Below are 23,717 nucleotides of genomic sequence, written 5' to 3'. Positions count from 1 at the left end.
TACCGACGAATTTCTGGCAAACGGCGGCATTCTGGAGATATGGAAGCTAAAAGTCAACTCAATCGCGGTATTTATTATATGATTTTATGCATCACACATATTTTGATGGCATTAAGCGGCAAAAATATCATCTAACATAGTCTGGAAAACGCTTGCGCAGAGAGAAGAATGTATAAAACCAATTTCGTCAGATAAAAAGTGGACCAAACGGTCAAAATTTACATTAAAACAACAAAAATCACCAACAAAACATGATATTTTTAGCAACTCACACCAATTAACAATAAGAACAATCAAAATAAAAGGGCTAAAATTTAAAGCCCTTTATAATTATAAAGTTAGATGTGTTATTTTTGCATCAACACTAATGTTTTGTTGTTATAACGCATTGAGATTAAGCACATCTCGCATGTCAAAAATCCCACTTTCTTTGCCATTCAGCCACAAAGCCGATCTTACCGCGCCGTTAGCAAAGGTCATGCGGCTGGAAGCCTTATGCGTAATCTCCAGACGTTCGCCAATATCGGCAAACATGGCGGTATGTTCGCCAACGATGTCGCCGGCACGGACGGTGGCAAAACCAATGGTGCCTGGCACTCGTTCACCGGTATGACCTTCACGGCTGTAAACTGCGCAATCTTTCAGATCTTTGTTCAGTGCATGGGCAATCGCCTCTCCCATCGCCAGCGCAGTGCCCGACGGCGCATCCACTTTATGCCTGTGATGTGCTTCAATAATCTCGATATCCGTGTAGTCACCCATTACCTGAGCGGCTTTCTCCAGCAGCTTAAGCATCACATTAACGCCGACACTAAAGTTGGCGGCAAAGACAATCGCAATATCCCCGGCGGCATCACGAATCGCCTGCTTGCCTGCGTCATCAAAACCCGTCGTGCCAATCACCATCCCTTTGCCATGCTGGCGACAAAATGCCAGATGGTTCAGCGTGCCTTCCGGACGGGTAAAATCAATAAACACATCAAAATCATCTTTTACCGCATCCAGGCTGCTTTGTACGGTAACGCCGGTTTTTCCGGCTCCAGCCAGTTCACCGGCGTCACTGCCCAGTAAAGAAGATCCTTCACGCTCCAGCGCCGCGCCAAGCTGCACGCCCTCTAACGCCAGCGCCGCCTGAATCAACTGGCGGCCCATACGCCCACCGGCTCCCGCGATGGCAACGCGGATGTTTGCATCATGCATAGCTATTCTCTTTTGTTAATTTGCATAGACCGTTTTCAGAGTAACCAGCGCATCGCTACGCCGCCAGCCAAAAACGCCGATAATTAGAAATTAATGATAAACAGGGAGGGATATCAGTGAAAGGCATGAGTCAGTAAATGACTACATGCCGATAATATGTGACAGGTTATGGTGCCAGGGCCAGCACCTCAGCCACCCACTGTTGGAAACCTTTCACATCCAGATCCAGCGCCACCTGTACATTGGCAGGTTTACCCAGGCAACCGTCAATATCAACGACCGTAGTGCCCGAAGTAAATTCCCCCTGAGTTTCCACCGCCACAAAACAGGGTTTGAGGGTGAACAAATCCGGACGCACCAGCCAGGCGATAGCGCAGAGATCGTGCATACGCAGACCGCTTTGCATACTGCCGCTGCGATAGTGGCTAAACAAGGCGTGAAGCATTTTCCCGGTACGATTCAACTCCGGCAACGTGGCGAGATAGTCTGGGGTTAATATCGCCTGATTGGTGACATCCAGACCACACATGACAATTTCAATGTCACTACGGAAGACACATGCCGCTGCTTCCGGATCGACTGCGATATTAAACTCGGCGTTTGGCGTACAGTTGCCGCGTCCGGCGGAACCGCCCATGATCACCAGACGGCGAATATGCGGTTTGCATTCCGGGCATTGTGAAAGTAACAGCGCGATATTGGTCAACGGGCCGATAGCCACCAGAGTAACGGGTTCTGGCGCACGTATCAGAGCATCACGAATAGCCAGAAATGCCGGTTTATCCAGCGGGCTTCTGTTGTGTTCAACAAAGTCGTAGCCAGCCATTCCCGATTCGCCGTGCACAGATGCCGCATTACGCGGCGCGCGTACCAGCGGTACAGCAGCGCCCTGGGCGAGCGGAATATCCACATTCCAGAAATGCAGCAGTTGCAGGGCGTTACGCGTGGTTTTCTCAACTGAGACATTACCCGCAACGGTGGTCATCAGTTGCAGGTCGAGTTCGGGAGCAAAAATCGCGGCGGCAATGGCAACGGCATCATCGATGCCGGGATCAGTATCGAGGAAAATAGGTAATCGCATGTTTTCTCCATAAAAAATGCCGGTAACAAGACCGGCATTTTCGCATAACTTAGGCTGCTAATGACTTAATCAACTTCACGAATATCCACACGCAACTCTTTCGGCACTTCGAAAACAATGTTTTCTTCGCGGCCTTCCAGCGGAATGGCTTCGCCGCCGCCAAGCTGCTGTAAACGTGCAACCACATTCTGCACCAGAATATCCGGAGCCGATGCCCCCGCAGTCACGCCGACACATTTAACGTCTTTCACCCACTCTTCCTGGATATCTGTCGCATCATCAATCAAAAACGCGCGTTTGCCCATACGCTGTGCCAGTTCCGCCAGACGATTGGAGTTGGATGAGTTTTTCGAACCAACGACCAGTACCACTTCCGCCTGCTCTGCCAGAGCGCGTACCGCTTCCTGGCGGTTGGTGGTGGCGTAACAGATGTCATCTTTGCGCGGCCCGACAATCTTCGGAAAACGTTTACGCAGCGCATCGATAACATCCGAAGTGTCATCCACCGACAGCGTGGTCTGGGTCATAAAGGAGAGTTTATCTTCGTTTTTGACCGTCAGTTTCCACACGTCGTCCGGTGACTCGACCAGATACATTCCCCCTTCCGGGTTACTGTACTGCCCCATCGTACCTTCCACTTCCGGGTGCCCGGCATGGCCAATGAGAATAGATTCTTCGCCACGACGGCTGGCGCGGGCGACTTCCATATGCACTTTGGTCACCAGCGGACAAGTTGCATCGAATACCGTCAGATCGCGGCTTTTCGCTTCGTTGCGTACAGCCTGGGAAACACCGTGCGCGGAGAAAATCAGGATTGCGCCATCCGGCACTTCGCTGATCTGCTCAATAAAGATAGCGCCACGCTCGCGCAGGCTATCGACCACGTAGCGGTTATGCACCACTTCGTGGCGGACATAAATCGGTGCGCCGTAAATGGCCAGCGCGTTTTCAACAATGCTGATAGCGCGGTCTACCCCGGCACAAAAACCACGTGGGTTGGCCAACAGGATCTGCATGTTACGCCTCCAGTGCCGGATCGATTTCCAGCACTTCAATATCAAAATGAACGGTCTGCCCGGCCAGCGGATGGTTGAAATCAACGGTAATAGAGTCGCCGTTAATCTCGCGGATCACGCCAGGCATCTCACTGCCATCCATTGCGGTAAAAAGCATTATTGCGCCAATTTCTGGCTCGCCTGCATCCATAAACTCACGGCGGGAGAAGTACTGAATCAGGTCCGGTGACGGTACGCCAAACGCCGCATCAGGCTCCAGCGAGAAGGTGGTTTTATCGCCCACTTTCAGCCCCAGCAGGTGTTGCTCCAGCCCTTCGGAAAGAGAAGCGTCACCAAGGCGGAACAGCGCCGGTTTACCGTTGTTGCGGGTAGACTCAGCGGTGGTGCCATCGTCGAGTTTTAGCGTGAAGTGCACCAGGACGGCGCTATTGCTCTGTACAGATTCAGACATGCAGGTTTGCTCTTGTATTTTGAGGATGTTTGCCGGATGCGGCCTACGATTTCGCAGCAATCTGTAGGCCGGATAAGATGCGTCAGCATCGCATCCGGCAGGGTTTATTATTGTTTTTTCGCTTTCGAAGGCAAAAAACCTTCCAGCACAATCAGTGCCGCGCCGACACAGATGGCAGTATCAGCGAGGTTGAAGGTGGCGAAGTGCCAGTCGCCAACGTAGAAGTCGATCATATCGACCACAAAGCCGTGCCACAGGCGGTCGAACAGGTTGCCCAGCGCACCGCCAATAATCAGCGCGTAAGCAATGTTGTTCAGTTTCTGCGTGGCCTTCGAGCGATACATCATCACCGTCAGGATCACGCTAATACCAATTGCAATACCGGCAAAGAACCAACGCTGCCAGCCGCCGCTATCGGCAAGGAAACTAAACGCCGCGCCATAGTTACGCGCATAATGCAGATTAAGCGACGGGAACAGCGGAACCGTATCCCCCAGAGCAAAATTCTGGAGGATAAGGTATTTGCTGCCCAGATCGATAATCAGCACGACTACTACCAGCCACAGCCAGCGTAGCCCTGTTGAACAGATCGATTGACTCATCAGGCAAACTTACGTTTTTCACCGTCACCGGCGACGTTGCTGACACAGCGGCCGCAGATTTCTGCATGCTCCGCCACCTTGCCGACATCCTGGGTGTAATGCCAGCAGCGTGGGCACTTCTCACCTTCGGCTTTACTCAACGCGACTTTCAGCCCTTTGAGTACTTCGCTCTGCTGAGCATCAGCAGGTGCGTTGTTATAGTCTGCAACGGTAGCGCCGGAGGTCAACAGGACAAATCGTAATTCATCGCCCAACGCGTTCAGTTTCGCTGCCAGTTCCGGTTCTGCGTACAAGGTTACTGCCGCTTCCAGCGAGCCACCCACTTTCTTGTCAGCACGCGCTTGCTCAATGACTTTGTTCACTTCGCCACGCACTTGCAGCAACTCGTCCCAGAACGCATCGTTCATCGCTTCGCTGTCAGCCAGACCAAACAGACCTTCGTACCACTCACCGGTAAAGACGTATTTTTCACGTTCGCCCGGCAGGTAACCCCACACTTCATCCGCAGTGAAGGAGAGGATCGGTGCCATCCAGCGAACCAGCGCTTCTGCGATGTGATACAGCGCAGTCTGGCAGCTACGACGCGCCACGCTATCTGCTTTGGCGGTGTACTGACGGTCTTTGATGATGTCGAGGTAGAAAGAGCCCATCTCAACGGAGCAGAAGCGCATCAGACGCTGTACCACTTCGTGGAAATCGTATGCTTCGTAAGCCTTGATGATGTCTTCCTGAGCCGCTTTCGCACAACCCACGGCCCATCTGTCCAGTACCACCATCTCTTCCGGTTTCACCATATCTTTTGCCGGATCGAAACCATTGAGGTTTGCCAGCAGGAAGCGTGCGGTGTTACGGATACGACGATAGCTGTCAGCAGCACGTTTCAGGATCTCGTCAGAAACGGCCATTTCGCCGGTGTAGTCAGTTGATGCCACCCACAGACGCAGAATATCCGCGCCAAGCTTGTTCATCACATCCTGCGGCGAAACGGTGTTGCCGATGGATTTAGACATCTTGCGACCCTGACCATCCACGGTAAAGCCGTGAGTCAGTACCTGACGATATGGCGCTTTGCCTTTCATCGCAGTGGAGATCATCAGGGAAGACATGAACCAACCACGGTGTTGGTCAGAACCTTCCAGATACATGTCCGCAGCGTGACCGGCAAATTCCGGACGCACGTCAACAACGGAAGAGTGCGTAGATCCGGAGTCAAACCATACGTCCAGCGTATCCGGCACTTTCACGTACTGGTCAGCGTCGTCACCGAGGATCTCTTTTGCATCGAGATCCCACCACGCCTGGATGCCGTCAACTTCAACGCGTTTTGCCACTTCTTCCATCAGTTCAAGGGTACGCGGATGCAGCTCTTCAGTGTCTTTGTGCACGAACAGTGACATCGGTACGCCCCAGGTACGCTGACGGGAGATACACCAGTCAGGACGGTTAGCGACCATCGACTCAATACGCGCCTGGCCCCAGTCCGGGATCCACTGCACGCCTTTGATCTCTTTCAGTGACTGCGCACGCAGACCTTTCTGATCCATGCTGACGAACCACTGTGGCGTCGCACGGAAGATGATTGGGGTTTTGTGACGCCAGCAGCACGGATAGCTGTGCTGCAGCTTCTCAACATGCAGCAGCGCGCCTTTTTCCTGCAACAGTGCAACGACAATATCATTCGCTTTGAAAACGTTCACACCGTCTAACGTCGGGTAAGTTCCCGGCAGATAAGTACCGTCCGGGCCAACCGGGTTAGCGGTTTCCAGACCGTATTTCTGACCGATAACATAGTCGTCAGGGCCGTGGCCAGGCGCAGTGTGAACAGCACCAGTACCGGCATCCAGCGTGACGTGATCGCCAAGAATTGCCGGAACATCGAAGCCCATAAACGGATGGGTAAAGCGCAGCAGTTCCAGCTCCGCACCTTTCACCGTGCCGAGGATGGTGTATTCGGTAACGCCGATACGCTGCATCACGCTTTCAACCAAATCTTTCGCAAGGATCACAGCCTGACCGTCGATCTGCACCAGCGCATAGTCGAAATCCGGTGCAATAGAGATTGCGCGGTTCGCAGGCAGGGTCCACGGCGTTGTGGTCCAGATAACCAGAGAGATCGGGCCATTAACGTCAGAAACGCCAAATTTCGCTTTCAGCGCATCCTGATCGGCGGCGTGGAACGCGACGTCGATGGACGGGGAGGTTTTGTCGTAATACTCAACTTCCGCTTCCGCCAGCGCGGAACGACAGTCTACGCACCAGTGCACCGGTTTAGCACCTTTGTGCAGATGGCCGTTGCCGATAATTTTGCCCAGCGCACGGATGATGTTGGCTTCGGTTTTGAAGTCCATAGTCAGGTACGGATGTGACCAGTCGCCCAGCACCCCCAGACGGATAAAGTCTTTGCGCTGACCATCAACCTGGGTCGCTGCATATTCGCGACACTTGGCGCGAAACTCGGCTGCGGTGAATTTCTCACCCGGCTTACCGAACTCTTGCTCTACTTTCAGCTCGATCGGCAGACCGTGACAGTCCCAACCAGGCACATACGGCGAGTCATATCCAGAAAGCCCTTTGGACTTGATGATTATGTCTTTCAGAATCTTGTTAACCGAGTGACCAATATGAATGCTGCCATTCGCATAAGGAGGGCCATCATGCAGAATGAAGGTTTTTTTGCCTTTTTTAGCCGCACGGATGATGCCGTACAGATCATCATCAGTCCAACGCGCCAGCATTCCCGGTTCGCGCTTGGCGAGGTCGCCACGCATCGGGAACCCTGTTTCCGGCAAATTCAGGGTTGATTTATAGTCACTCATCAGATTCTCGGTTCCGTATTTCGGTTTGATTACATAACAGGCTTAAGCCGGTTTTGTTAGCCCAAAAAATTCGCGGGCGGTTAATTCATCACGCGCAATCTGCGCTTTCAGTTCGTCCAGCGACGCAAATCGCTGCTCACTGCGTATTTTTTTACGCAGCACTACTTGTATATGGCGACCGTAAAGGTCCATTGCAACATCCAGAACATGCACTTCCAGTTGCTGGCGAATGCCTGCTACCGTTGGGCGCGTGCCGATGTTCGCGACGCCAGGCAACGGTTTTTCACCGAGGCCCAGCACTTCCACCGCATAAACCCCTTTCACCGGGGAAACCTGACGACGCAGCGGTACATTCGCCGTCGGGAAACCAATAGTGCGCCCTAACTCATCACCGTGGACAACACGCCCGGAGATGGCAAACGGGTGCCCCAGTAAACTTTCAGCCAGAGCCAGGTTGTCATCCGCCAGGGCCTGACGCACGGCAGTACTACTGATACGCACGCCACCTTCACAGAAAGTTTGCGTACTGGTGATGTCGAAGCCGTATTCTGCGCCAGCTTTCTGTAATAACAAGAAATCGCCTTCACGACCAGCGCCAAAGCGGAAATCATCACCCACAGCAAGAAATTTTACCCGCAACTGCTTCACCAGTAGATCGCTGATAAAATTTTGCGCCGTCAGCGCCGCAAAGCGCCTGTCAAAACGCACGCACAGCACGTAATCTACGCCGCACTCGGCAAGATAACGCAGTTTTTCCCGCAGCCGGGTCAGGCGTGCCGGGGCTTTGTCGGTGGCAAACAGTTCCAGTGGTTGAGGCTCAAAAATCATCACCATCACCGGTAAGTTGCGCCTGCGCCCTTCTTCCTGCAAGCCCTGCAACAGCGCGCGATGACCGCGATGCACGCCGTCGAAATTACCAATAGTCAGCACACACCCTTCTTGCGGGGCCTGGCTGAGATTATGTATGCCGCGTATCAGCTTCATGTCTGGCTCAAAACAGTGAAAATCGTCCGAGTATACCTTGTACAGCGGTCAAGGTTAACCGGCGATTGAGTACTGAAATTAGAAAGAAGTGGCTTTTCATTGCCATGGCGCAAATCACGGTAAGAAACTAACGGCCTGCTGCAATTTTTCTCGCGGAAAAGCTGTATTCACACCCTGCAAGCTGGTAGAATCCTGCGCCATCACTACGCAACGAGCGCTGCCATATTAACGGCGCTTATTTGCACAAATCCATTGACAAAAGAAGGCTAAAAGGGCATATTCCTCGGCCTTTGAATTGTCCATATAGAACACATTTGGGAGTTGGACCTTGGCTAATATCAAATCAGCTAAGAAGCGCGCCATTCAGTCTGAAAAGGCTCGTAAGCACAACGCAAGCCGTCGCTCTATGATGCGTACTTTCATCAAGAAAGTATACGCAGCTATCGAAGCTGGCGACAAAGCTGCTGCACTGAAAGCATTTAACGAAATGCAACCGATCGTGGACCGTCAGGCTGCTAAAGGTCTGATCCACAAAAACAAAGCTGCACGTCATAAGGCTAACCTGGCTGCACAGATCAACAAACTGGCTTAATCGCCTTTTGTTGTCAGCTTTGTAAAAAAACCCGCGCAAGCGGGTTTTTTTATGCCAACGAGCAAAAGCAGGCCAACACTGTAGCCTGCAAAGTACGAATGGCTATTTCGCGGCTGAAGTAAACAGCGCAGAGTAATCTGTATTGCAAATACGCTGTACCGCAGGGTGCTGGATCATCCTTTCGGCAAAAATCGCATGGTACTCTTCCATGACGTTCTCAACGCGACCAATCTCCACAACCGAGTTATCGGTATAAAAATCATTGGCGTAAAGTGAAGGTGCAACAAAAATAGCATTGTGCGTCGCACCAAAGGCTTTCATCAACGCCGCATCATCAAACTCCCCCAGAATTTCAACATTCAATCCCTGGGAGTTAAACCAGTTTAATAGCTTGCGTCCCAACATTGAGCGCCGCCCCGGTATAAGTAAGCGACGTTGCTCCAGACAGGCTGGAAACGGTTTTTCTGGCAGCGGGTTAGTGCACCAGAAACTGACACCACACTCGCCAATTTTTATGGAAAATAGCCCCTCCTGCTGGGTGGAGTCGATCGGACAGTCAGAGATGATCATATCCAACTTATGCTGACTCAGTTGCTCCAACAGCATCTCGTGCGTCGATTCAAAGCAGCGTAGATGGATCTGCTCGTCTTCTACAACTGCGGCATCCAGAACACTGCTGACCAGGCGTTTCGAAAGTGCATCTGCAACGCCAACATCAAACAATAAGTTAGACTCTTTGCGATAGTTGACGATATCCAGCATTTCCTGGCTTAACGTGAACATTTTATCGGCATAGCGATAAACCAGTTCCCCCAGTTCACTGGGTTCCAGGCCACGTCCTTTGCGCTTAAATAGTTTCCCTTGCAGACGCTCTTCCAGCGCCCTGATCTGCCCGGTAATCGTTTGTGGTGTTAAATAAAGCGCCTCCGCTGCGCCAACCACAGAACCTTCTTTGTAGACATGCCAGAAGTAATACAAGTGGTTGTAATTGATATGAGACATGCTCATTTCTCTCCCTGATAACAATGAAAAGGGAGCCATTTATGGCTCCCCGGTACATCGCCCGATCAAACAGATGGACGTAGACGAATGCGTAGCCAGCTATATCCAATTACCGCCGAAGAGATTGAACCGACCAGAATGCCTAATTTCGCCCAGTTAATCAGTTCTGGATCTACGCTACCAAAGGCCAGGCTGGCGATAAAAATAGACATAGTAAAACCGATACCGCACAGGATCCCAACAGCCATAATTTGCTGATAAGTCGTTCCCTCTGGCAGATGTGCCAGCTTCAAACGCAGCGCCAGCCAGCAGAACAGACTAATACCCAGCGGCTTGCCAATCAGCAAACCGGCGATGATCCCTAATGGCAGAATGGAGGTCAGGCCATCCAGCGTCACGCCTTGCAGAGAAACACCAGCATTGGCAAAAGCAAATAGCGGCAAGATCAGATAAGCCACCCACGGATGCAATACATGCTCCAGGCGCTTCGCCGGAGAACGCCCATGTTTCTCTTTTAACGGAATAAAGAAGCCAACAATAACCCCAGCCAGCGTTGCATGGACGCCTGATTTCAGCACGGCCGTCCACAGCACCACACCAACCAGAATATAAACCCCTGTACGGCGCACGCCACACATGTTCAACACAGCGAGTACAGCAATCGCCACTGCAGCAACGCCAAGAGAAGCCATCGACAAGTCATTGGTGTAAAACAAGGCGATGATAATGATGGCACCAAGATCATCGATAATAGCCAGCGCCATCAAAAAGATCTTCAGCGCTAACGGCACACGGCTTCCCAATAACGCCAGTACACCAAGCGCAAAGGCAATGTCAGTAGCCGCCGGGATCGCCCACCCTTCACGAGTGATAGGATCAGCATAGTTAAAAGCCAGATAGAGCAATGCCGGGACAATCATCCCGCCGATAGCGGCAATGACCGGAAACGCAGCCTGCCGCAGGCTGGCCAGCGATCCTTGCATCAGTTCGCGTTTAACTTCCAGACCAACTAACAGGAAAAATATCGCCATCAGTGCGTCATTTATCCATAACAGCATGTTTTTGTTGATCTCAAGTGAACCAACCCGAAGCTGAACCGGCGTTTCAAGAAAGTCGTGATACCATCCACTGGTTGCGCCGCTGTTGGCCATAATCATCGCCAGAACAGCGGCAATAATGAGAATAATGCCTCCCGAGGCATCACTACTAAAGAATCGATGCAGATGTTTCACTTTTTATTTCTCTTTCAGGTGAATAGATCGTTTTTACTATTTTACCCCGCAAGAATCATCGTTAAAATCAGATTATAATGTAGGAATAGTTCGCTTTTTACGATCTATAAAGGAGGTTGCTTCACCAGCGGAGGAAGATTTTTTGACGCCCGAAAGCGGTGGCTGATGACCTCAAAACTCAATAATCATAGCTTAAGGTCACGATTTCTGAAGGATTTATTCGGAAAAGTAATAATTAATTTGTGGTAAGCCAGAGCTGTTTGTTAGGGCGATATTTCAAATATATCCAACTTGTCCTCAATAATTGCAATAAAGGGACAAATCAACGTTAACTAATTGAATCCTTAAAAAATTACGCCATAAAAATGCGAGGCGTCTTCAGGATTGGGGTTGATATAATCAAATGGATTAAAGTGAATAGTATAATAGCGGCGGGTGCTTGAGGCTGTCTGTCTCAGGCATTAGCTGGATGGCAGATAGAGAAAAGCCCCGAGTGATATTTTACCATCAACCCGAGGCCCCCTATATGCTGAACACATGTAGAGTGCCTCTTACTGACCGTAAGGTCAAGGAGAAGAGAGCAATGAAGCAGCATAAGGCGATGATTGTCGCCCTGATCGTCATCTGTATCACCGCCGTAGTGGCGGCGCTGGTAACGAGAAAAGACCTCTGTGAGGTTCACATCCGAACTGGCCAGACGGAGGTTGCTGTTTTCACGGCTTACGAATCCGAGTAAGAGCAACGGCGGGGAGTAATCCCCGCCACTTTACAGGTGCTCGCATATCTTCAACGCACCCTTGTTTTTACCCAAGCCTGCCCACGGGTAGGCTTTTCAGGAAATTAGCGAGTCAGGTCGTCAAAAAACTTCTTCACGCCGTCGAAGAAACTCTTCGAACGCGGGCTGTTGTGCTCGCCGGTTGGGCCTCCGAAGCTTTCTTGCAGATCTTGCAGCAGTTGTTTCTGCTTCTCGTTCAGACCTACCGGTGTTTCGACCACGACGCGGCACAGTAAATCCCCCTGCGCACCGCCGCGGACAGACTTCACGCCTTTACCACGCATGCGGAACAGCTTACCGGTCTGGGTTTCTCCAGGCACTTTCAGTTTGACGCGACCATCGAGGGTCGGCACTTCGATTTCACCACCAAGTGCGGCCATCGCGAAGTTGATCGGCACTTCGCAATACAGGTTGTTACCTTCACGTTCGAAAATCGGGTGCTGTTTAACCTGAACCTGGACGTACAGATCGCCTGCTGGTGCGCCGTGCTCGCCCGCTTCACCTTCGCCCGCAAGACGGATGCGGTCTCCAGTGTCCACCCCTGCCGGGATTTTAACGGACAGCGTTTTGCTACGCTCAACACGACCATGACCATGACATTTGTTGCACGGATCTTTGATCAGCGTACCTCGGCCCTGACAGTGTGGACAGGTCTGCTGTACGGCAAAGAACCCCTGGCGCATCTGCACTTGACCAGAACCATGACAGGTCGGACAGGTCTGCGGTTGCGTACCCGGTTTTGCACCGCTACCGTGGCAAACGTCACACTCTTCCAGAGTCGGAATGCGGATCTCTTTGGTCACGCCACGTACAGCTTCTTCGAGGGTGAGCTCCATGTTATAGCGTAAATCAGCACCACGCGCCGCACGTTGACGACCACGTCCGCCGCCAAAAATATCGCCAAAAACGTCACCAAAAATATCGCTGAAGTCTGCGCCGCCGCCAAAACCGCCGCCGCCCATGCCGCCTTGCTCAAACGCCGCATGACCATACTGATCGTATGCCGCGCGTTTTTGCGAATCGGTCAGAACTTCATAAGCTTCCTTGATCTCTTTAAATTTCACCTCGGCCTCTTTGTCACCCTGGTTACGGTCCGGGTGATATTTCATGGCCAGGCGTTTATAGGCCTTTTTGATTTCACGCTCTTCCGCAGTTTTGGAAACGCCTAAAATCTCGTAATAATCTTGCTTAGCCATCTTTTTTAATTTGCCCCTAGATGAATGCACGGGCGGAGAGGAAAATCCCCTTCGCCCGTGTCAGTATAATTACCCGTTTATAGGGCGATTATTTTTTGTCTTTGACTTCTTCGAATTCAGCGTCGACAACATCGTCATCTTTCGCGTTGTTTGCAGAAGCATCAGCACCGGCAGTCTGCTGCTGGGCATGTTGCTGTTGGGCGATTTCCATCAGTTTCTGGGAAACCTGTGCCAGTTCCTGCATTTTCGCTTCGATAGCGGCTTTGTCTTCACCTTTCAGAGCAGTTTCCAGCGCAGTCAGCGCAGACTCGATGGCAGTTTTGTCGTCAGCCGGCAGTTTGTCGCCTGCTTCTTCAACCTGCTTACGGGTGCTGTGCAGCAGATGGTCGCCCTGGTTGCGAGTCTGTACCAGCTCTTCAAACTTACGGTCTGCTTCGGCGTTAGCTTCAGCGTCGCGTACCATTTTCTGGATTTCATCTTCGTTCAGACCAGAAGAAGCCTTAATGGTGATCTTCTGCTCTTTACCGCTGTTTTTGTCTTTCGCAGAAACGTGCAGGATACCGTCAGCATCGATATCGAAGGTAACTTCGATCTGCGGCATACCGCGCGGTGCCGGGTTGATACCATCCAGGTTGAACTGACCCAGAGATTTGTTATCAGCCGCACGTTTACGTTCACCCTGCAGCACGTGGATGGTTACTGCAGACTGGTTGTCTTCAGCGGTAGAGAACACCTGGCTGTGCTTGGTCGGGATAGTGGTGTTTTTCGCGATCAGCGTCGTCATCACACCGCCCATGGTTTCGATACCCAGAGACAGCGGGGTAACGTCCAGCAGCAGTACGTCTTTCACGTCGCCAGTCAGTACACCACCCTGAACGGCAGCACCGATTGCCACAGCTTCGTCCGGGTTAACGTCTTTACGCGGCTCTTTACCAAAGAATTCAGCAACTTTCTTCTGAACCATTGGCATACGAGTCTGACCACCAACGAGGATAACATCGTCGATATCAGATACGGACAGGCCAGCGTCCTGCAGAGCAACTTTCAGCGGCTCGATGGAACGGTTCACCAGGTCTTCTACCAGGCTTTCCAGTTTTGCACGAGTCACTTTGATGTTCATGTGTTTCGGACCGGTCGCGTCTGCAGTGATGTACGGCAGGTTAACGTCGGTCTGCTGAGCAGAAGACAGCTCGATTTTCGCTTTTTCTGCCGCTTCTTTCAGACGCTGCATTGCCAGCGGATCGTTACGCAGGTCAATGCCCTGATCTTTCTTGAATTCTTCAACCAGGTAGTTGATCAGGCGGCTGTCGAAGTCTTCACCACCCAGGTGGGTATCACCGTTGGTTGCCAGAACTTCGAAGGTTTTTTCACCGTCAACTTCGTCGATTTCGATAATGGAAATATCGAAAGTACCACCACCAAGGTCATAAACAGCGATAGTACGGTTGCCTGTACCTTTGTCCAGACCGTAAGCCAGTGCAGCGGCGGTCGGTTCGTTGATGATACGTTTTACTTCCAGACCAGCGATACGGCCTGCGTCTTTCGTTGCCTGACGCTGAGCATCGTTAAAGTATGCCGGTACGGTGATAACTGCTTCAGTTACCGGTTCACCCAGGTAATCTTCTGCAGTTTTCTTCATTTTTTTCAGCACTTCGGCAGAAATCTGCGGCGGTGCCATTTTCTGGCCTTTAACTTCGACCCATGCGTCGCCGTTATCAGCAGCAATAATTTTGAACGGCATGATGGAAACATCACGCTGTACTTCTTCGTCCTGGAAGCGGCGGCCAATCAGGCGTTTAATCGCAAACAGGGTGTTTTGCGGGTTCGTCACTGCCTGACGTTTAGCCGGCTGACCAACCAGAGTTTCACCATCCTGGGTATAGGCAATGATAGAAGGCGTGGTGCGATCGCCTTCGGCGTTCTCCAGCACACGAGGAGTGGTGCCATCCATAATCGCTACACAAGAGTTGGTAGTACCCAGGTCGATACCAATTATTTTACCCATCTAAACGTCTCCACTATATATTCGGTCATCATGTGGTTGTGAGTCTGTAATAGGGGCGAAACGTCTGGTTTCAACTGCCCAATTTCATTTTTTTGCAGACTCACTCACTGCGGTTGACTACTAAATGGGGTCGTAACCCACGTCATCAAGGGGGAGATGCAAAAATTTTTTGTGCTTTTGCGCAGAAATTTCGCGATATGGCGGAAGAAGACGAGAAACGGACTGGAATTTAATTCCTATAAAGGATGAATTCAACACAAAACTATCACCAAAAAATTGTAATAAAAATAACATATTACGTTCATGCGTCATGTTTTCTCTGCCAACAAACCAGTCGCTATTTGTCCTCCTGGTGCTCCCCACAAGGAGAATCCTTATGAAATCTGTTTTTACGATTTCTGTCAGCCTGGCTATTGGCCTTATGTTGTGCTGTGCCGCGCAGGCTAACGACCATAAAATCCTCGACGTCATTGCCATGACGCGTAATGAAACTAACGATCCCGCACTGCAATGCCCCGTTTGCCGCGTTGTAAAACACATACAACTCACCGCCGATCATGGCGATTTACAGTTAAGCGACTTTTAAAGCGAGTCAGGGAAGCCTGTGGCGCAGCATTAAATGGGGTTAAAGCCGTCAGCGGTAGCGTCCTTCGCGTCACGATCCCGGCACTACTACAAATCGCCTTCCTGCGGCGAATAGTTAACACCACTCAAGTGTGATACCTGATACCGGGGAAAATTTTCATTTTCCCATCAAAAGATCATAGACACTGCCCCACTGGCTGATTATTATGCCGCGCCCCGAAAACACTACAGTTATTCAGGGAAATTATTTCACCATTCATTCGATGATGATTTTTGAGGAATTATGGGCAACACTAAGTTGGCTAATCCGGCACCGCTGGGCCTGATGGGCTTCGGCATGACCACCATTCTGCTTAACCTGCACAACGTGGGTTATTTCGCTCTGGACGGTATTATTCTCGCCATGGGCATCTTCTACGGCGGTATCGCGCAAATTTTTGCCGGTCTGCTGGAGTATAAAAAAGGCAACACTTTCGGCTTAACTGCCTTCACTTCTTACGGCTCTTTTTGGCTGACGCTGGTTGCGATTCTGCTGATGCCGAAACTGGGTCTGACCGACGCGCCGAATGCGCAGTTCCTCGGTGTTTATCTGGGGCTGTGGGGCGTGTTTACGCTGTTTATGTTCTTCGGCACGCTAAAAGGTGCACGCGTTCTGCAATTCGTTTTCTTCAGCCTGACCGTGCTGTTTGCCCTACTGGCTATCGGTAACATTGCCGGTAACGCTGCGATCATCCACTTCGCGGGCTGGATAGGTCTGATCTGCGGTGCCAGCGCGATCTACCTGGCAATGGGTGAAGTGCTGAACGAGCAGTTTGGTCGCACCGTTCTGCCAATTGGTGAATCCCACTAATTGCTTGATATCCCCCGCACGGGGGATATCAGCGTGCGCTTTATTCATGCCGGATGCGGCGTGAACGCCTTATCCGGCCTACATAATCATGCAAATTCAATATATTGCAGGAAGATCGTAGGCCTGATAAGCGTAGCGCATCAGGCAGTTTTGCGTTTGTCATCAGTCTGATCCCCCCGCCTGGGGGGATTTTTTTATTCGCTAACTTCACGTCTTGCACTCTTCGGTCTGAATGCCGCTACCACTTCAGGTGCCGTTTCAACGTATGGTCCTTCCAGCAACTGAATGCAGTACGGCACACTGGCAAAAATACCGTGCACCACGACATTGCCCTCGCCATCCTTCACGCCTTCCAGCGTCTCTTTGATGGACTTCGGCTGACCAGGCAAATTAAGAATCAATGCCTGTTTACGAATCACGCCCACCTGCCGCGAAAGGATCGCGGTTGGTACAAAATGCAGGCTAATCTGGCGCATCTGTTCGCCAAAACCCGGCATCTCGCGATCGGCTACTGCCAACGTTGCATCGGGTGTCACGTCACGGCGCGCGGGGCCAGTACCGCCGGTTGTCAGCACCAGATGGCAACTCATTTCGTCCACCAGCTCACACAAGGTTTGCTCAATGATCGCCTGCTCATCAGGGATTAAACGGGTTTCCAGCTCAAATGGCGTCGTCAGCGCCGATGCCAGCCACTCTTCCAGTGCAGGAATGCCTTTATCCTGATAAACGCCGCTGGACGCGCGATCAGAAATGGAAACTAAGCCGATACGTAAAGTATTCATCAAGATTTTTCCGTTTAAACAGTCTCGTTAAACAGAATGATACACTGCGAAGGGAGTGACAGACAGGCTTCAGAAGAGGTAGCGTGACCGACTTCCCGGCCACGCTAAGAATGATTACAGCAGAGCGCCGATCATTTTTTCCAGTTTTTCCTGGTCAACAGCAAACTTACGGATACCTTCCGCCAGTTTATCTACAGCCATTGGATCCTGGTTGTGCTGCCACAGGAACTCGGACTCAGTGATACGTGCCGGACGCGCTTTCACTTCGCCAGTGTAGGACAGTTTACGTTCAATAGCCCCTTCGCTCTCTGCCAGTTCTTTCAGCAGTGCCGGAGCAATGGTCAGGCGGTCGCAACCTGCCAGTTCCAGAATTTCACCGATGTTACGGAAGCTTGCGCCCATAACCACGGTTTCATAACCATGCTCTTTGTAGTACTGGTAGATTTCCGATACAGAAACCACGCCAGGATCTTCTGCCGGAGCGTACTCTTTCTTGTCGGTATTGGCTTTGTACCAGTCAAGAATACGGCCAACAAACGGAGAGATCAGGAATACGCCAGCTTCTGCACAAGCACGCGCCTGGGCGAAGGAAAACAGCAGAGTCAGGTTACAGTTGATACCTTCTTTTTCTAGCTGTTCAGCAGCACGGATACCCTGCCAGGTAGACGCCAGTTTGATCAGAATACGATCGTTGCTGATACCCGCATCGTTGTAGAGCTTGATCAGACGTTTTGCTTTTGCAATTGACGCTTCGGTGTCATAGGAAAGACGTGCATCAACTTCAGTTGAGATACGGCCAGGAACCAGTTTCAGGATTTCCAGACCAATGTTTACTGCCAGTTTGTCAGTCGCGTCCACGATTTGCTGTGCGCGATCGTTGCTCTGCTGTTTCGCCCATGCGACAGCATCATCAATCAACTTGCGGTATTCCGGAATCTGCGCTGCGTTAAGAATGAGAGAAGGGTTGGTTGTGGCATCCTGCGGTTGATACAGCTTCATTGCCGCGATGTCCCCAGTGTCGGCCACTACAGTGGTGTACTGACGAAGGGAGGTCAATTTGTCCGTCATGATAGTATTTCTCTTTAAACAGCTTGTTAGGGGGATGTAACCGGTCTGCCCTGATGATATCACGACGCAACGACAGCGCAACCGCAGACGAGAGGGTTATCGCCAGGCGAGACTGTTTAGGTTTTCTGACACTGCGTTGATATCGCTCGCCATTTTTAAGCAAAAACTCAAGTATGCTACACAAGCGTTATCTACCAATGCACATCGTATATAATTCTTAATCAATTGGTAACGTTTACACAGGAATGTAACCGCGTGCCGGCGACAAGAGGGATACGAATGCCTGACTTTTTCTCTTTTATTAACAGTGTTCTATGGGGATCAGTGATGATCTACCTGCTCTTCGGCGCAGGTTGCTGGTTCACTTTTCGCACCAGATTCGTTCAGTTTCGCTACATTCGCCAGTTTGGCAAAAGTCTCAAAAATAGCGTTCATCCACAACCGGGGGGCTTAACGTCTTTTCAGTCACTGTGTACCAGTCTTGCCGCGCGCGTCGGCAGCGGTAACCTCGCCGGTGTTGCGCTGGCCATTACTGCCGGTGGACCCGGTGCCATCTTCTGGATGTGGATTGCCGCGTTTATCGGCATGGCGACCTCTTTTGCCGAATGTTCCCTTGCCCAACTTTATAAAGAACGTGACGCTAATGGGCAGTTTCGCGGTGGTCCGGCATGGTATATGGCGCGTGGATTGGGGATGCGCTGGATGGGCGTGCTATTCGCTATCTTTTTGCTCATCGCCTACGGATTGATTTTCAGCGGTGTTCAGGCAAACGCCGTCGCCCGCGCGATGCATTTTGCGTTTGATGTCCCACCATTAGTAACCGGCATCATACTCGCTGTCTTTGCCCTGTTGGCGATAACCCACGGTATTTATGGTGTCGCCCGACTGATGCAATGGTTTGTCCCTGTAATGGCATTAATTTGGGTACTCGCCAGTCTGATTATTTGTGCGATGAATATCGAGCAACTTCCTCACATCATTTGGTCTATTTTTGACAGCGCCTTTGGCTGGCAGGAAGCGGCAGGCGGCACCGCGGGTTACACCCTGAGCCAGGCAGTTACGAACGGCTTTCAGCGCAGTATGTTTTCTAATGAGGCGGGAATGGGGTCGACACCAAATGCAGCGGCGGCGGCGGCATCCTGGCCGCCGCATCCGGCAGCACAAGGTATTGTTCAGATGATCGGCATTTTTATCGACACCCTGGTCATCTGCACGGCAAGCGCCATGCTAATATTGCTGGCCGGAAACGGTACAACCTATATGCCGCTGGAGGGTATTCAGCTTCTCCAGAAAGCGATGCGAGCACTAATGGGTTCCTGGGGGGCAGAGTTTGTCACAATAGTGGTGATTCTGTTTGCCTTCAGCTCTATCGTCGCCAATTACATTTATGCGGAAAATAACCTTTTCTTTTTACGTATGAACAACACTAAAGCGATCTGGTGTCTGCGTATCTGCATCTTTGCCACCGTGATTGGTGGCACGCTACTTAGCCTCCCCATGATGTGGCAACTGGCTGATATTATTATGGCGTGTATGGCGATCACTAATCTGACCGCTATTTTGCTGCTCTCTCCGGTAGTGCATACCATTGCCAGTGATTATCTGCGCCAGCGTAAACTCGGCATACGCCCGATGTTTGATCCGCTGCGCTACCCGGACATCGGCCAGCAACTCGCACCTGATACGTGGGATGATGTTTCGCAGGACTAATCACAACTATCGATCAATTCATCCGCATTTTTTGCTACAGTCGCTGTAAATTTCCTGCAAGGACTGGATATGCTGATTCTGATTTCACCTGCGAAAACGCTTGATTATCAAAGCCCGTTGGCTACCACGCGCTATACGTTGCCGGAGCTGTTAGATCACTCACAGCAGCTTATTCACGAAGCGCGGAAGCTGACACCCCCGCAGATTAGCACGCTGATGCATATCAGCGACAAACTGGCGGGTATCAACGCCGCTCGCTTTCATGACTGGCAGCCAGATTTCACGCCGGAGAATGCCCGGCAGGCGATTCTGGCGTTCAAAGGCGATGTCTACACCGGTTTGCAGGCCGAAACCTTCAGCGAAGAAGATTTCGCTTTTGCCCAGCAGCATCTGCGTATGCTTTCCGGTTTGTATGGCGTACTGCGTCCACTCGATTTAATGCAGCCATACCGTCTGGAAATGGGGATCCGTCTTGAGAACGCCCGGGGCAAAGATCTGTACCAATTCTGGGGTGATGTGATCACCAACAAGCTGAACGAGGCGCTCGAAGCGCAAGGCGATCAGGTAGTAATTAACCTGGCGTCAGATGAGTATTTTAAATCAGTGAAACCGAAGAAACTGAATGCTGAGATTATCAAGCCGGTGTTCCTCGATGAGAAGAACGGCAAGTTTAAGGTTATTAGTTTCTACGCTAAGAAAGCACGCGGCCTGATGAGTCGTTTTATTATTGAGAATCGCCTGACCAAACCAGAACAACTGACTGGCTTTAATCGTGAAGGTTACTTCTTTGATGAAGCCACCTCCAGCAATAGCGAACTGGTGTTTAAACGCTACGAGCTGCGTTAAGTTTGCGGTAAATGCCGGATACGGCGTAAACGCCTTATCCGGCCTACAAAAGCATGCAGATTCAATATATTGTAGAGATCACGTAGGCCTGATAAGTGTAGCGCATCAGGCAATTTTGCGTTTGCCATCAGGCTCAAATGCCGGAGGTCATCCGGCAGTTATGTTTACCGATGGTGTCTGTCCGGACCTGGACGATGATCGCCGCCGTGATCGTTTCGATGATCTCCGCGGTGATCATTTCGATGATCATTATACCAATTATGGTGCGGCTGCGATCCGTGTGGGTGCCAGCGATTATCTCGCCATTCGTAATTTCTATACCACCAGTTATGGTCACGCCAGTAACCGCCATCCCAGTAGTAACCGCGATGATCGCGATCGCCAATCTGTAATTTCACTGATGGTACTAGCATTATTTCCTCTGCCTGCGCTGCCATAGGAGCGACCAGAATCAGGGAAAGTGCGAGCAGGATAGATTGCATCTTTTTCACAGGTGACTCCTTTTATCATTGCCAGTTATGGGCCGATATCCGGAGCTTACGGTAAAAGAATCCCCGTTGTCATTCTCTACAATTAAAAGAGCTAAGTTACCGCATTTATTGAAAATTTCTCCTTTTTTTCTGTCGATTTTTCTCATATTTTCTCCACAAAAAAGCCGAACTGCATAAACGCAAGCCCGGCCATTTTCAGGAAATTAATGGATACTACTTATGATTCATCATCAGCTTGCGCAGCGCGGCAAAATCAGCGGGCAGATTATGAGAAAGCAGCGGTAAATCAGCACGTTCTGCCAGCTCTTTTGGCAGCTCCAGCGTTTCACCAAGAATTACCTCCACGCTCTCTTTAAATTTCGCCGGATGCGCGGTGCCGAGGAACAGACCATATTCGCCTGGGTGAAGCTGGTCACGCAGCGCACGGTAAGCCACGGCAGCATGCGGTTCTGAGGTATATCCCAGATCTTTTAATTCGCGCATCGTCTGCCGGGTCGATTCATCATCCACCGCCGCATAGCCCAACTCCTTCAATTGCCAAATTTTGCGGCGGAACAACTCTTCCACACGCGGCCAGTTATTCGGCTGGCTAACATCCATCGCATTGGATAATGTCGCCTGGGTGGCTTTTGGCGACCACTGCCCGTCGTGCAGGAAACGCGGCACTGTATCGTTAACGTTAGTGGCAGCGATAAAACGCTTCACCGGCAGACCGAGAGATTTTGCCAGCAGACCTGCAGTTAAATCACCGAAGTTACCGCTTGGCACCGAGACAACCAACTGGTTCCGCGCCTCCTGCGGCAACTGCGCCACAGCCTCAAAGTAGTAGCAAATCTGCGCCAGCAACCGGCTGATATTAATGGAGTTAGCTGAGTTCAGCCCAAGCGCCACTTTCAGCTCTTCATCATCAAACGCCTGCTTCACCAGTGCCTGACAGGCATCGAAATCGCCGTCGATAGCGACAGTTTCAATGTTGCCGCCTAATGTACAGAACAGTTTTTCTTGCAGTGGGCTGATTTTGCCGCGCGGATAGAGGATAACCACTTTTACATTCGGTAAACCATAGAACGCGTGAGCCACTGCCGCCCCGGTATCGCCGGAGGTCGCGGTCAGAATAGTCACCGGTTTATCGCCCGCAATATGAGTCAGCATTTGCGCCATAAAGCGACCGCCGAAATCTTTAAATGCCAGCGTTGGCCCGTGGAACAGTTCCAGGCAACCGACATCGCTTGTAACTTTGGCAACCGGAGCCGGGAATGCAAACGCTGCACGCACGCGCTCTTCCAGTGCGTCCTGCGGGATCTCATCACCAATAAACGCTGAGAGGATCTTCGCGCTGCGGGTAACGAAATCCAGCTTCAGCATCTCATCAATTTCGGTCAGACTAAATTCCGGTAGATCGTGCGGAAAAAATAGCCCCTGATTTTTACCCAACCCCTGCGTTACGGCTTGCGCAAAGCTGACCTGTTCGTTGTGATCTTTCAGATTGTAGAGTTTCATTTAGTTTTCCAGTACTCGTGCGCCCGCCGTATCCAGCCGGCAAATATGAACAAAACCTTCCTGATTTTGCAGGTAGTTCTTACCCAACCAGTCAGCAACGCGTTGGGCGGTATCCGGCTTGTCACACAGAGCGAACAAGGTCGGGCCAGAGCCGGAGATACCGCTCGCTACTGCGCCGATTTCCGCTACCGCCTGCCGTGCCTGCCTGAAGCCCGGCAGTAAACGTTCACGGTAGGGTTCAGCGATAACATCTTTCATCAGCTTCGCGGCAAGCTCAGGCTGACGGGAATAGCAGGCGTGAATGAAGCCCGCCAGATGCCGCCCGTGAGCAATGCAATCCTGACGGCGGTACTGCGCCGGTAAAATAGCCCGAGCTTCTGCCGTCGAGACTTTAATCCCCGGATACGCCAGCACCCACAACCACTCATCAAACCCCGGCACCTGCTGGCTGATGATGCCGTTTTCTTCGATCATCAACTGCATACCGCCAAGAAAGCACGGAGCCACATTGTCGTAATGAATGCTGCCAGAAATACGCCCTTCCAGCTCGCCCATCAAGGCCAACAGGCGGGTATCGTTGAGCGGCTTGCCACAGTGCTCATTCATCGCGACCAGTGCCGCGACCACTGAACAGGCGCTGGAACCTAAGCCAGAACCGATCGGCATATTCTTTTCCAGGGTCATCGCCACTGGAATTTGCTTGCCCAGTTCCTGGCAAAAACGCTCCCAGCACTGATAAACGATATTTTCTCGCGGTTCTGACGGTAGTTTGTCGGCAAACTGTCCGAGGTTGTTGAGACTGAATGCCTCTGCCGCCTCAACCGTCACCACATCCCCAAGCAATTCGCCATCAACAGGCGTTACCGCCGCGCCGAGTACATCAAACCCGACGCTCATATTGGCACTGGAAGCCGGAGCATAAACTTTAACCAT

21 protein-coding genes and 3 pseudogenes are annotated in these 23,717 nt (G+C 51.3%); 7 read left to right on the top strand and 17 right to left on the bottom strand.

Features of this window, described 5'->3' with window-relative positions; translation table 11 throughout:
• Positions 1–378: 378 nt before the first annotated feature.
• The 8 genes and pseudogenes from dapB to A31E_RS25985 all read right to left on the bottom strand — a co-directional run bounded on the left by dapB (position 379) and on the right by A31E_RS25985 (position 8,376).
• Positions 379–1,200: a 4-hydroxy-tetrahydrodipicolinate reductase gene (gene dapB / locus A31E_RS00885; RefSeq protein WP_016249595.1), complete on the bottom strand. Its 822-nt coding sequence runs from the start codon at positions 1,198–1,200 to the stop codon at positions 379–381.
• A gap of 166 nt (positions 1,201–1,366) precedes the next feature.
• The gene (gene rihC / locus A31E_RS00890) at positions 1,367–2,281 is read right to left on the bottom strand and encodes a ribonucleoside hydrolase RihC (RefSeq protein WP_016249594.1); all 915 of its coding nucleotides are present in this window, start codon (positions 2,279–2,281) and stop codon (positions 1,367–1,369) included.
• Positions 2,282–2,346: 65 nt separating this feature from the next.
• Positions 2,347–3,297, bottom strand: coding sequence for a 4-hydroxy-3-methylbut-2-enyl diphosphate reductase (gene ispH, locus A31E_RS00895; RefSeq protein ID WP_016249593.1), 951 nt, complete (start codon positions 3,295–3,297; stop codon positions 2,347–2,349).
• Position 3,298: 1 nt separating this feature from the next.
• Positions 3,299–3,748 (bottom strand): FKBP-type peptidyl-prolyl cis-trans isomerase, encoded by a 450-nt coding sequence (gene fkpB / locus A31E_RS00900; protein WP_000004655.1) that lies wholly within the window; start codon positions 3,746–3,748, stop codon positions 3,299–3,301.
• A gap of 107 nt (positions 3,749–3,855) precedes the next feature.
• Complete coding sequence (gene lspA, locus A31E_RS00905; RefSeq protein ID WP_000083379.1) at positions 3,856–4,350, bottom strand: signal peptidase II; 495 nt, start codon at positions 4,348–4,350, stop codon at positions 3,856–3,858.
• A complete protein-coding gene (gene ileS / locus A31E_RS00910; RefSeq protein ID WP_001286811.1) occupies positions 4,350–7,166 on the bottom strand; it encodes an isoleucine--tRNA ligase in 2,817 nt (938 codons plus the stop codon). The genes lspA and ileS overlap by 1 nt, the downstream gene beginning before the upstream one ends.
• A 42-nt stretch (positions 7,167–7,208) precedes the next feature.
• Positions 7,209–8,150: a bifunctional riboflavin kinase/FAD synthetase gene (gene ribF, locus A31E_RS00915; RefSeq protein WP_000767344.1), complete on the bottom strand. Its 942-nt coding sequence runs from the start codon at positions 8,148–8,150 to the stop codon at positions 7,209–7,211.
• Between the two features lie 7 nt (positions 8,151–8,157).
• Positions 8,158–8,376, bottom strand: a pseudogene (locus A31E_RS25985) (DUF2575 domain-containing protein).
• Positions 8,377–8,478: 102 nt separating this feature from the next.
• On the opposite strand from A31E_RS25985, the gene rpsT reads away from it, so the two are divergent.
• Positions 8,479–8,742, top strand: coding sequence for a 30S ribosomal protein S20 (gene rpsT, locus A31E_RS00920; protein WP_001274018.1), 264 nt, complete (start codon positions 8,479–8,481; stop codon positions 8,740–8,742).
• Positions 8,743–8,844: 102 nt separating this feature from the next.
• Here the strand turns inward: rpsT and nhaR are convergent, their stop codons facing one another.
• Positions 8,845–9,750: a transcriptional activator NhaR gene (gene nhaR, locus A31E_RS00925; protein WP_000062876.1), complete on the bottom strand. Its 906-nt coding sequence runs from the start codon at positions 9,748–9,750 to the stop codon at positions 8,845–8,847.
• A gap of 59 nt (positions 9,751–9,809) precedes the next feature.
• Positions 9,810–10,976, bottom strand: coding sequence for a Na+/H+ antiporter NhaA (nhaA, locus tag A31E_RS00930; RefSeq protein WP_000681378.1), 1,167 nt, complete (start codon positions 10,974–10,976; stop codon positions 9,810–9,812).
• A 583-nt stretch (positions 10,977–11,559) separates the two neighbouring features.
• On the opposite strand from nhaA, the gene mokC reads away from it, so the two are divergent.
• Positions 11,560–11,712 (top strand): type I toxin-antitoxin system toxin MokC, encoded by a 153-nt coding sequence (mokC, locus tag A31E_RS0123420; RefSeq protein ID WP_000809168.1) that lies wholly within the window; start codon positions 11,560–11,562, stop codon positions 11,710–11,712.
• Between the two features lie 104 nt (positions 11,713–11,816).
• On the opposite strand, the gene dnaJ is transcribed toward mokC, so the two are convergent.
• Complete coding sequence (dnaJ, locus tag A31E_RS00935; protein WP_016249592.1) at positions 11,817–12,947, bottom strand: molecular chaperone DnaJ; 1,131 nt, start codon at positions 12,945–12,947, stop codon at positions 11,817–11,819.
• 88 nt (positions 12,948–13,035) lie between these two features.
• Complete coding sequence (dnaK, locus tag A31E_RS00940; protein ID WP_000516135.1) at positions 13,036–14,952, bottom strand: molecular chaperone DnaK; 1,917 nt, start codon at positions 14,950–14,952, stop codon at positions 13,036–13,038.
• A 376-nt stretch (positions 14,953–15,328) separates the two neighbouring features.
• Between dnaK and A31E_RS00950 the strand changes: the two are divergent.
• The 3 genes and pseudogenes from A31E_RS00950 to satP form a co-directional block, all read left to right on the top strand.
• Positions 15,329–15,529: pseudogene (locus A31E_RS00950) on the top strand (DUF2541 family protein); the annotation flags it as partial.
• Between the two features lie 29 nt (positions 15,530–15,558).
• A pseudogene (locus tag A31E_RS26520) lies at positions 15,559–15,672 on the top strand (hypothetical protein); the annotation flags it as partial.
• A gap of 148 nt (positions 15,673–15,820) precedes the next feature.
• Positions 15,821–16,387, top strand: coding sequence for an acetate uptake transporter (gene satP, locus A31E_RS00955; RefSeq protein WP_000528538.1), 567 nt, complete (start codon positions 15,821–15,823; stop codon positions 16,385–16,387).
• 194 nt (positions 16,388–16,581) lie between these two features.
• Here satP and mog read toward each other — a convergent pair whose 3' ends face one another.
• Together mog and tal are read right to left on the bottom strand one after the other, a co-directional pair.
• Positions 16,582–17,169 (bottom strand): molybdopterin adenylyltransferase, encoded by a 588-nt coding sequence (gene mog / locus A31E_RS00960; protein WP_001517716.1) that lies wholly within the window; start codon positions 17,167–17,169, stop codon positions 16,582–16,584.
• A 114-nt stretch (positions 17,170–17,283) separates the two neighbouring features.
• A complete protein-coding gene (gene tal, locus A31E_RS00965; protein WP_000130186.1) occupies positions 17,284–18,237 on the bottom strand; it encodes a transaldolase in 954 nt (317 codons plus the stop codon).
• A 279-nt stretch (positions 18,238–18,516) separates the two neighbouring features.
• Between tal and A31E_RS00970 the strand changes: the two genes are divergently transcribed.
• Positions 18,517–19,947, top strand: coding sequence for an alanine/glycine:cation symporter family protein (locus A31E_RS00970; RefSeq protein WP_016249591.1), 1,431 nt, complete (start codon positions 18,517–18,519; stop codon positions 19,945–19,947).
• 69 nt (positions 19,948–20,016) lie between these two features.
• On the top strand, positions 20,017–20,793 hold the full coding sequence (gene yaaA, locus A31E_RS00975) for a peroxide stress protein YaaA (protein WP_000906159.1): 777 nt from the start codon (positions 20,017–20,019) through the stop codon (positions 20,791–20,793).
• Between the two features lie 164 nt (positions 20,794–20,957).
• On the opposite strand, the gene A31E_RS0123415 is transcribed toward yaaA, so the two are convergent.
• From A31E_RS0123415 to thrB, 3 genes are all read right to left on the bottom strand, one after another.
• Positions 20,958–21,284 carry a DUF2502 domain-containing protein gene (locus A31E_RS0123415; protein WP_032159450.1) on the bottom strand — a complete coding sequence of 109 codons (327 nt, stop codon included), beginning with the start codon at positions 21,282–21,284 and terminating at the stop codon, positions 20,958–20,960.
• Positions 21,285–21,497: 213 nt separating this feature from the next.
• A complete protein-coding gene (thrC, locus tag A31E_RS00980) occupies positions 21,498–22,784 on the bottom strand; it encodes a threonine synthase (RefSeq protein ID WP_000781035.1) in 1,287 nt (428 codons plus the stop codon).
• Positions 22,785–23,717: a homoserine kinase gene (thrB, locus tag A31E_RS00985; protein WP_016249590.1), complete on the bottom strand. Its 933-nt coding sequence runs from the start codon at positions 23,715–23,717 to the stop codon at positions 22,785–22,787.

Source organism: Escherichia sp. KTE159 (assembly GCF_000408805.1).
Taxonomy (GTDB): domain Bacteria; phylum Pseudomonadota; class Gammaproteobacteria; order Enterobacterales; family Enterobacteriaceae; genus Escherichia; species Escherichia marmotae.
This window is presented reverse-complemented; position numbering and strand designations above follow the sequence as displayed.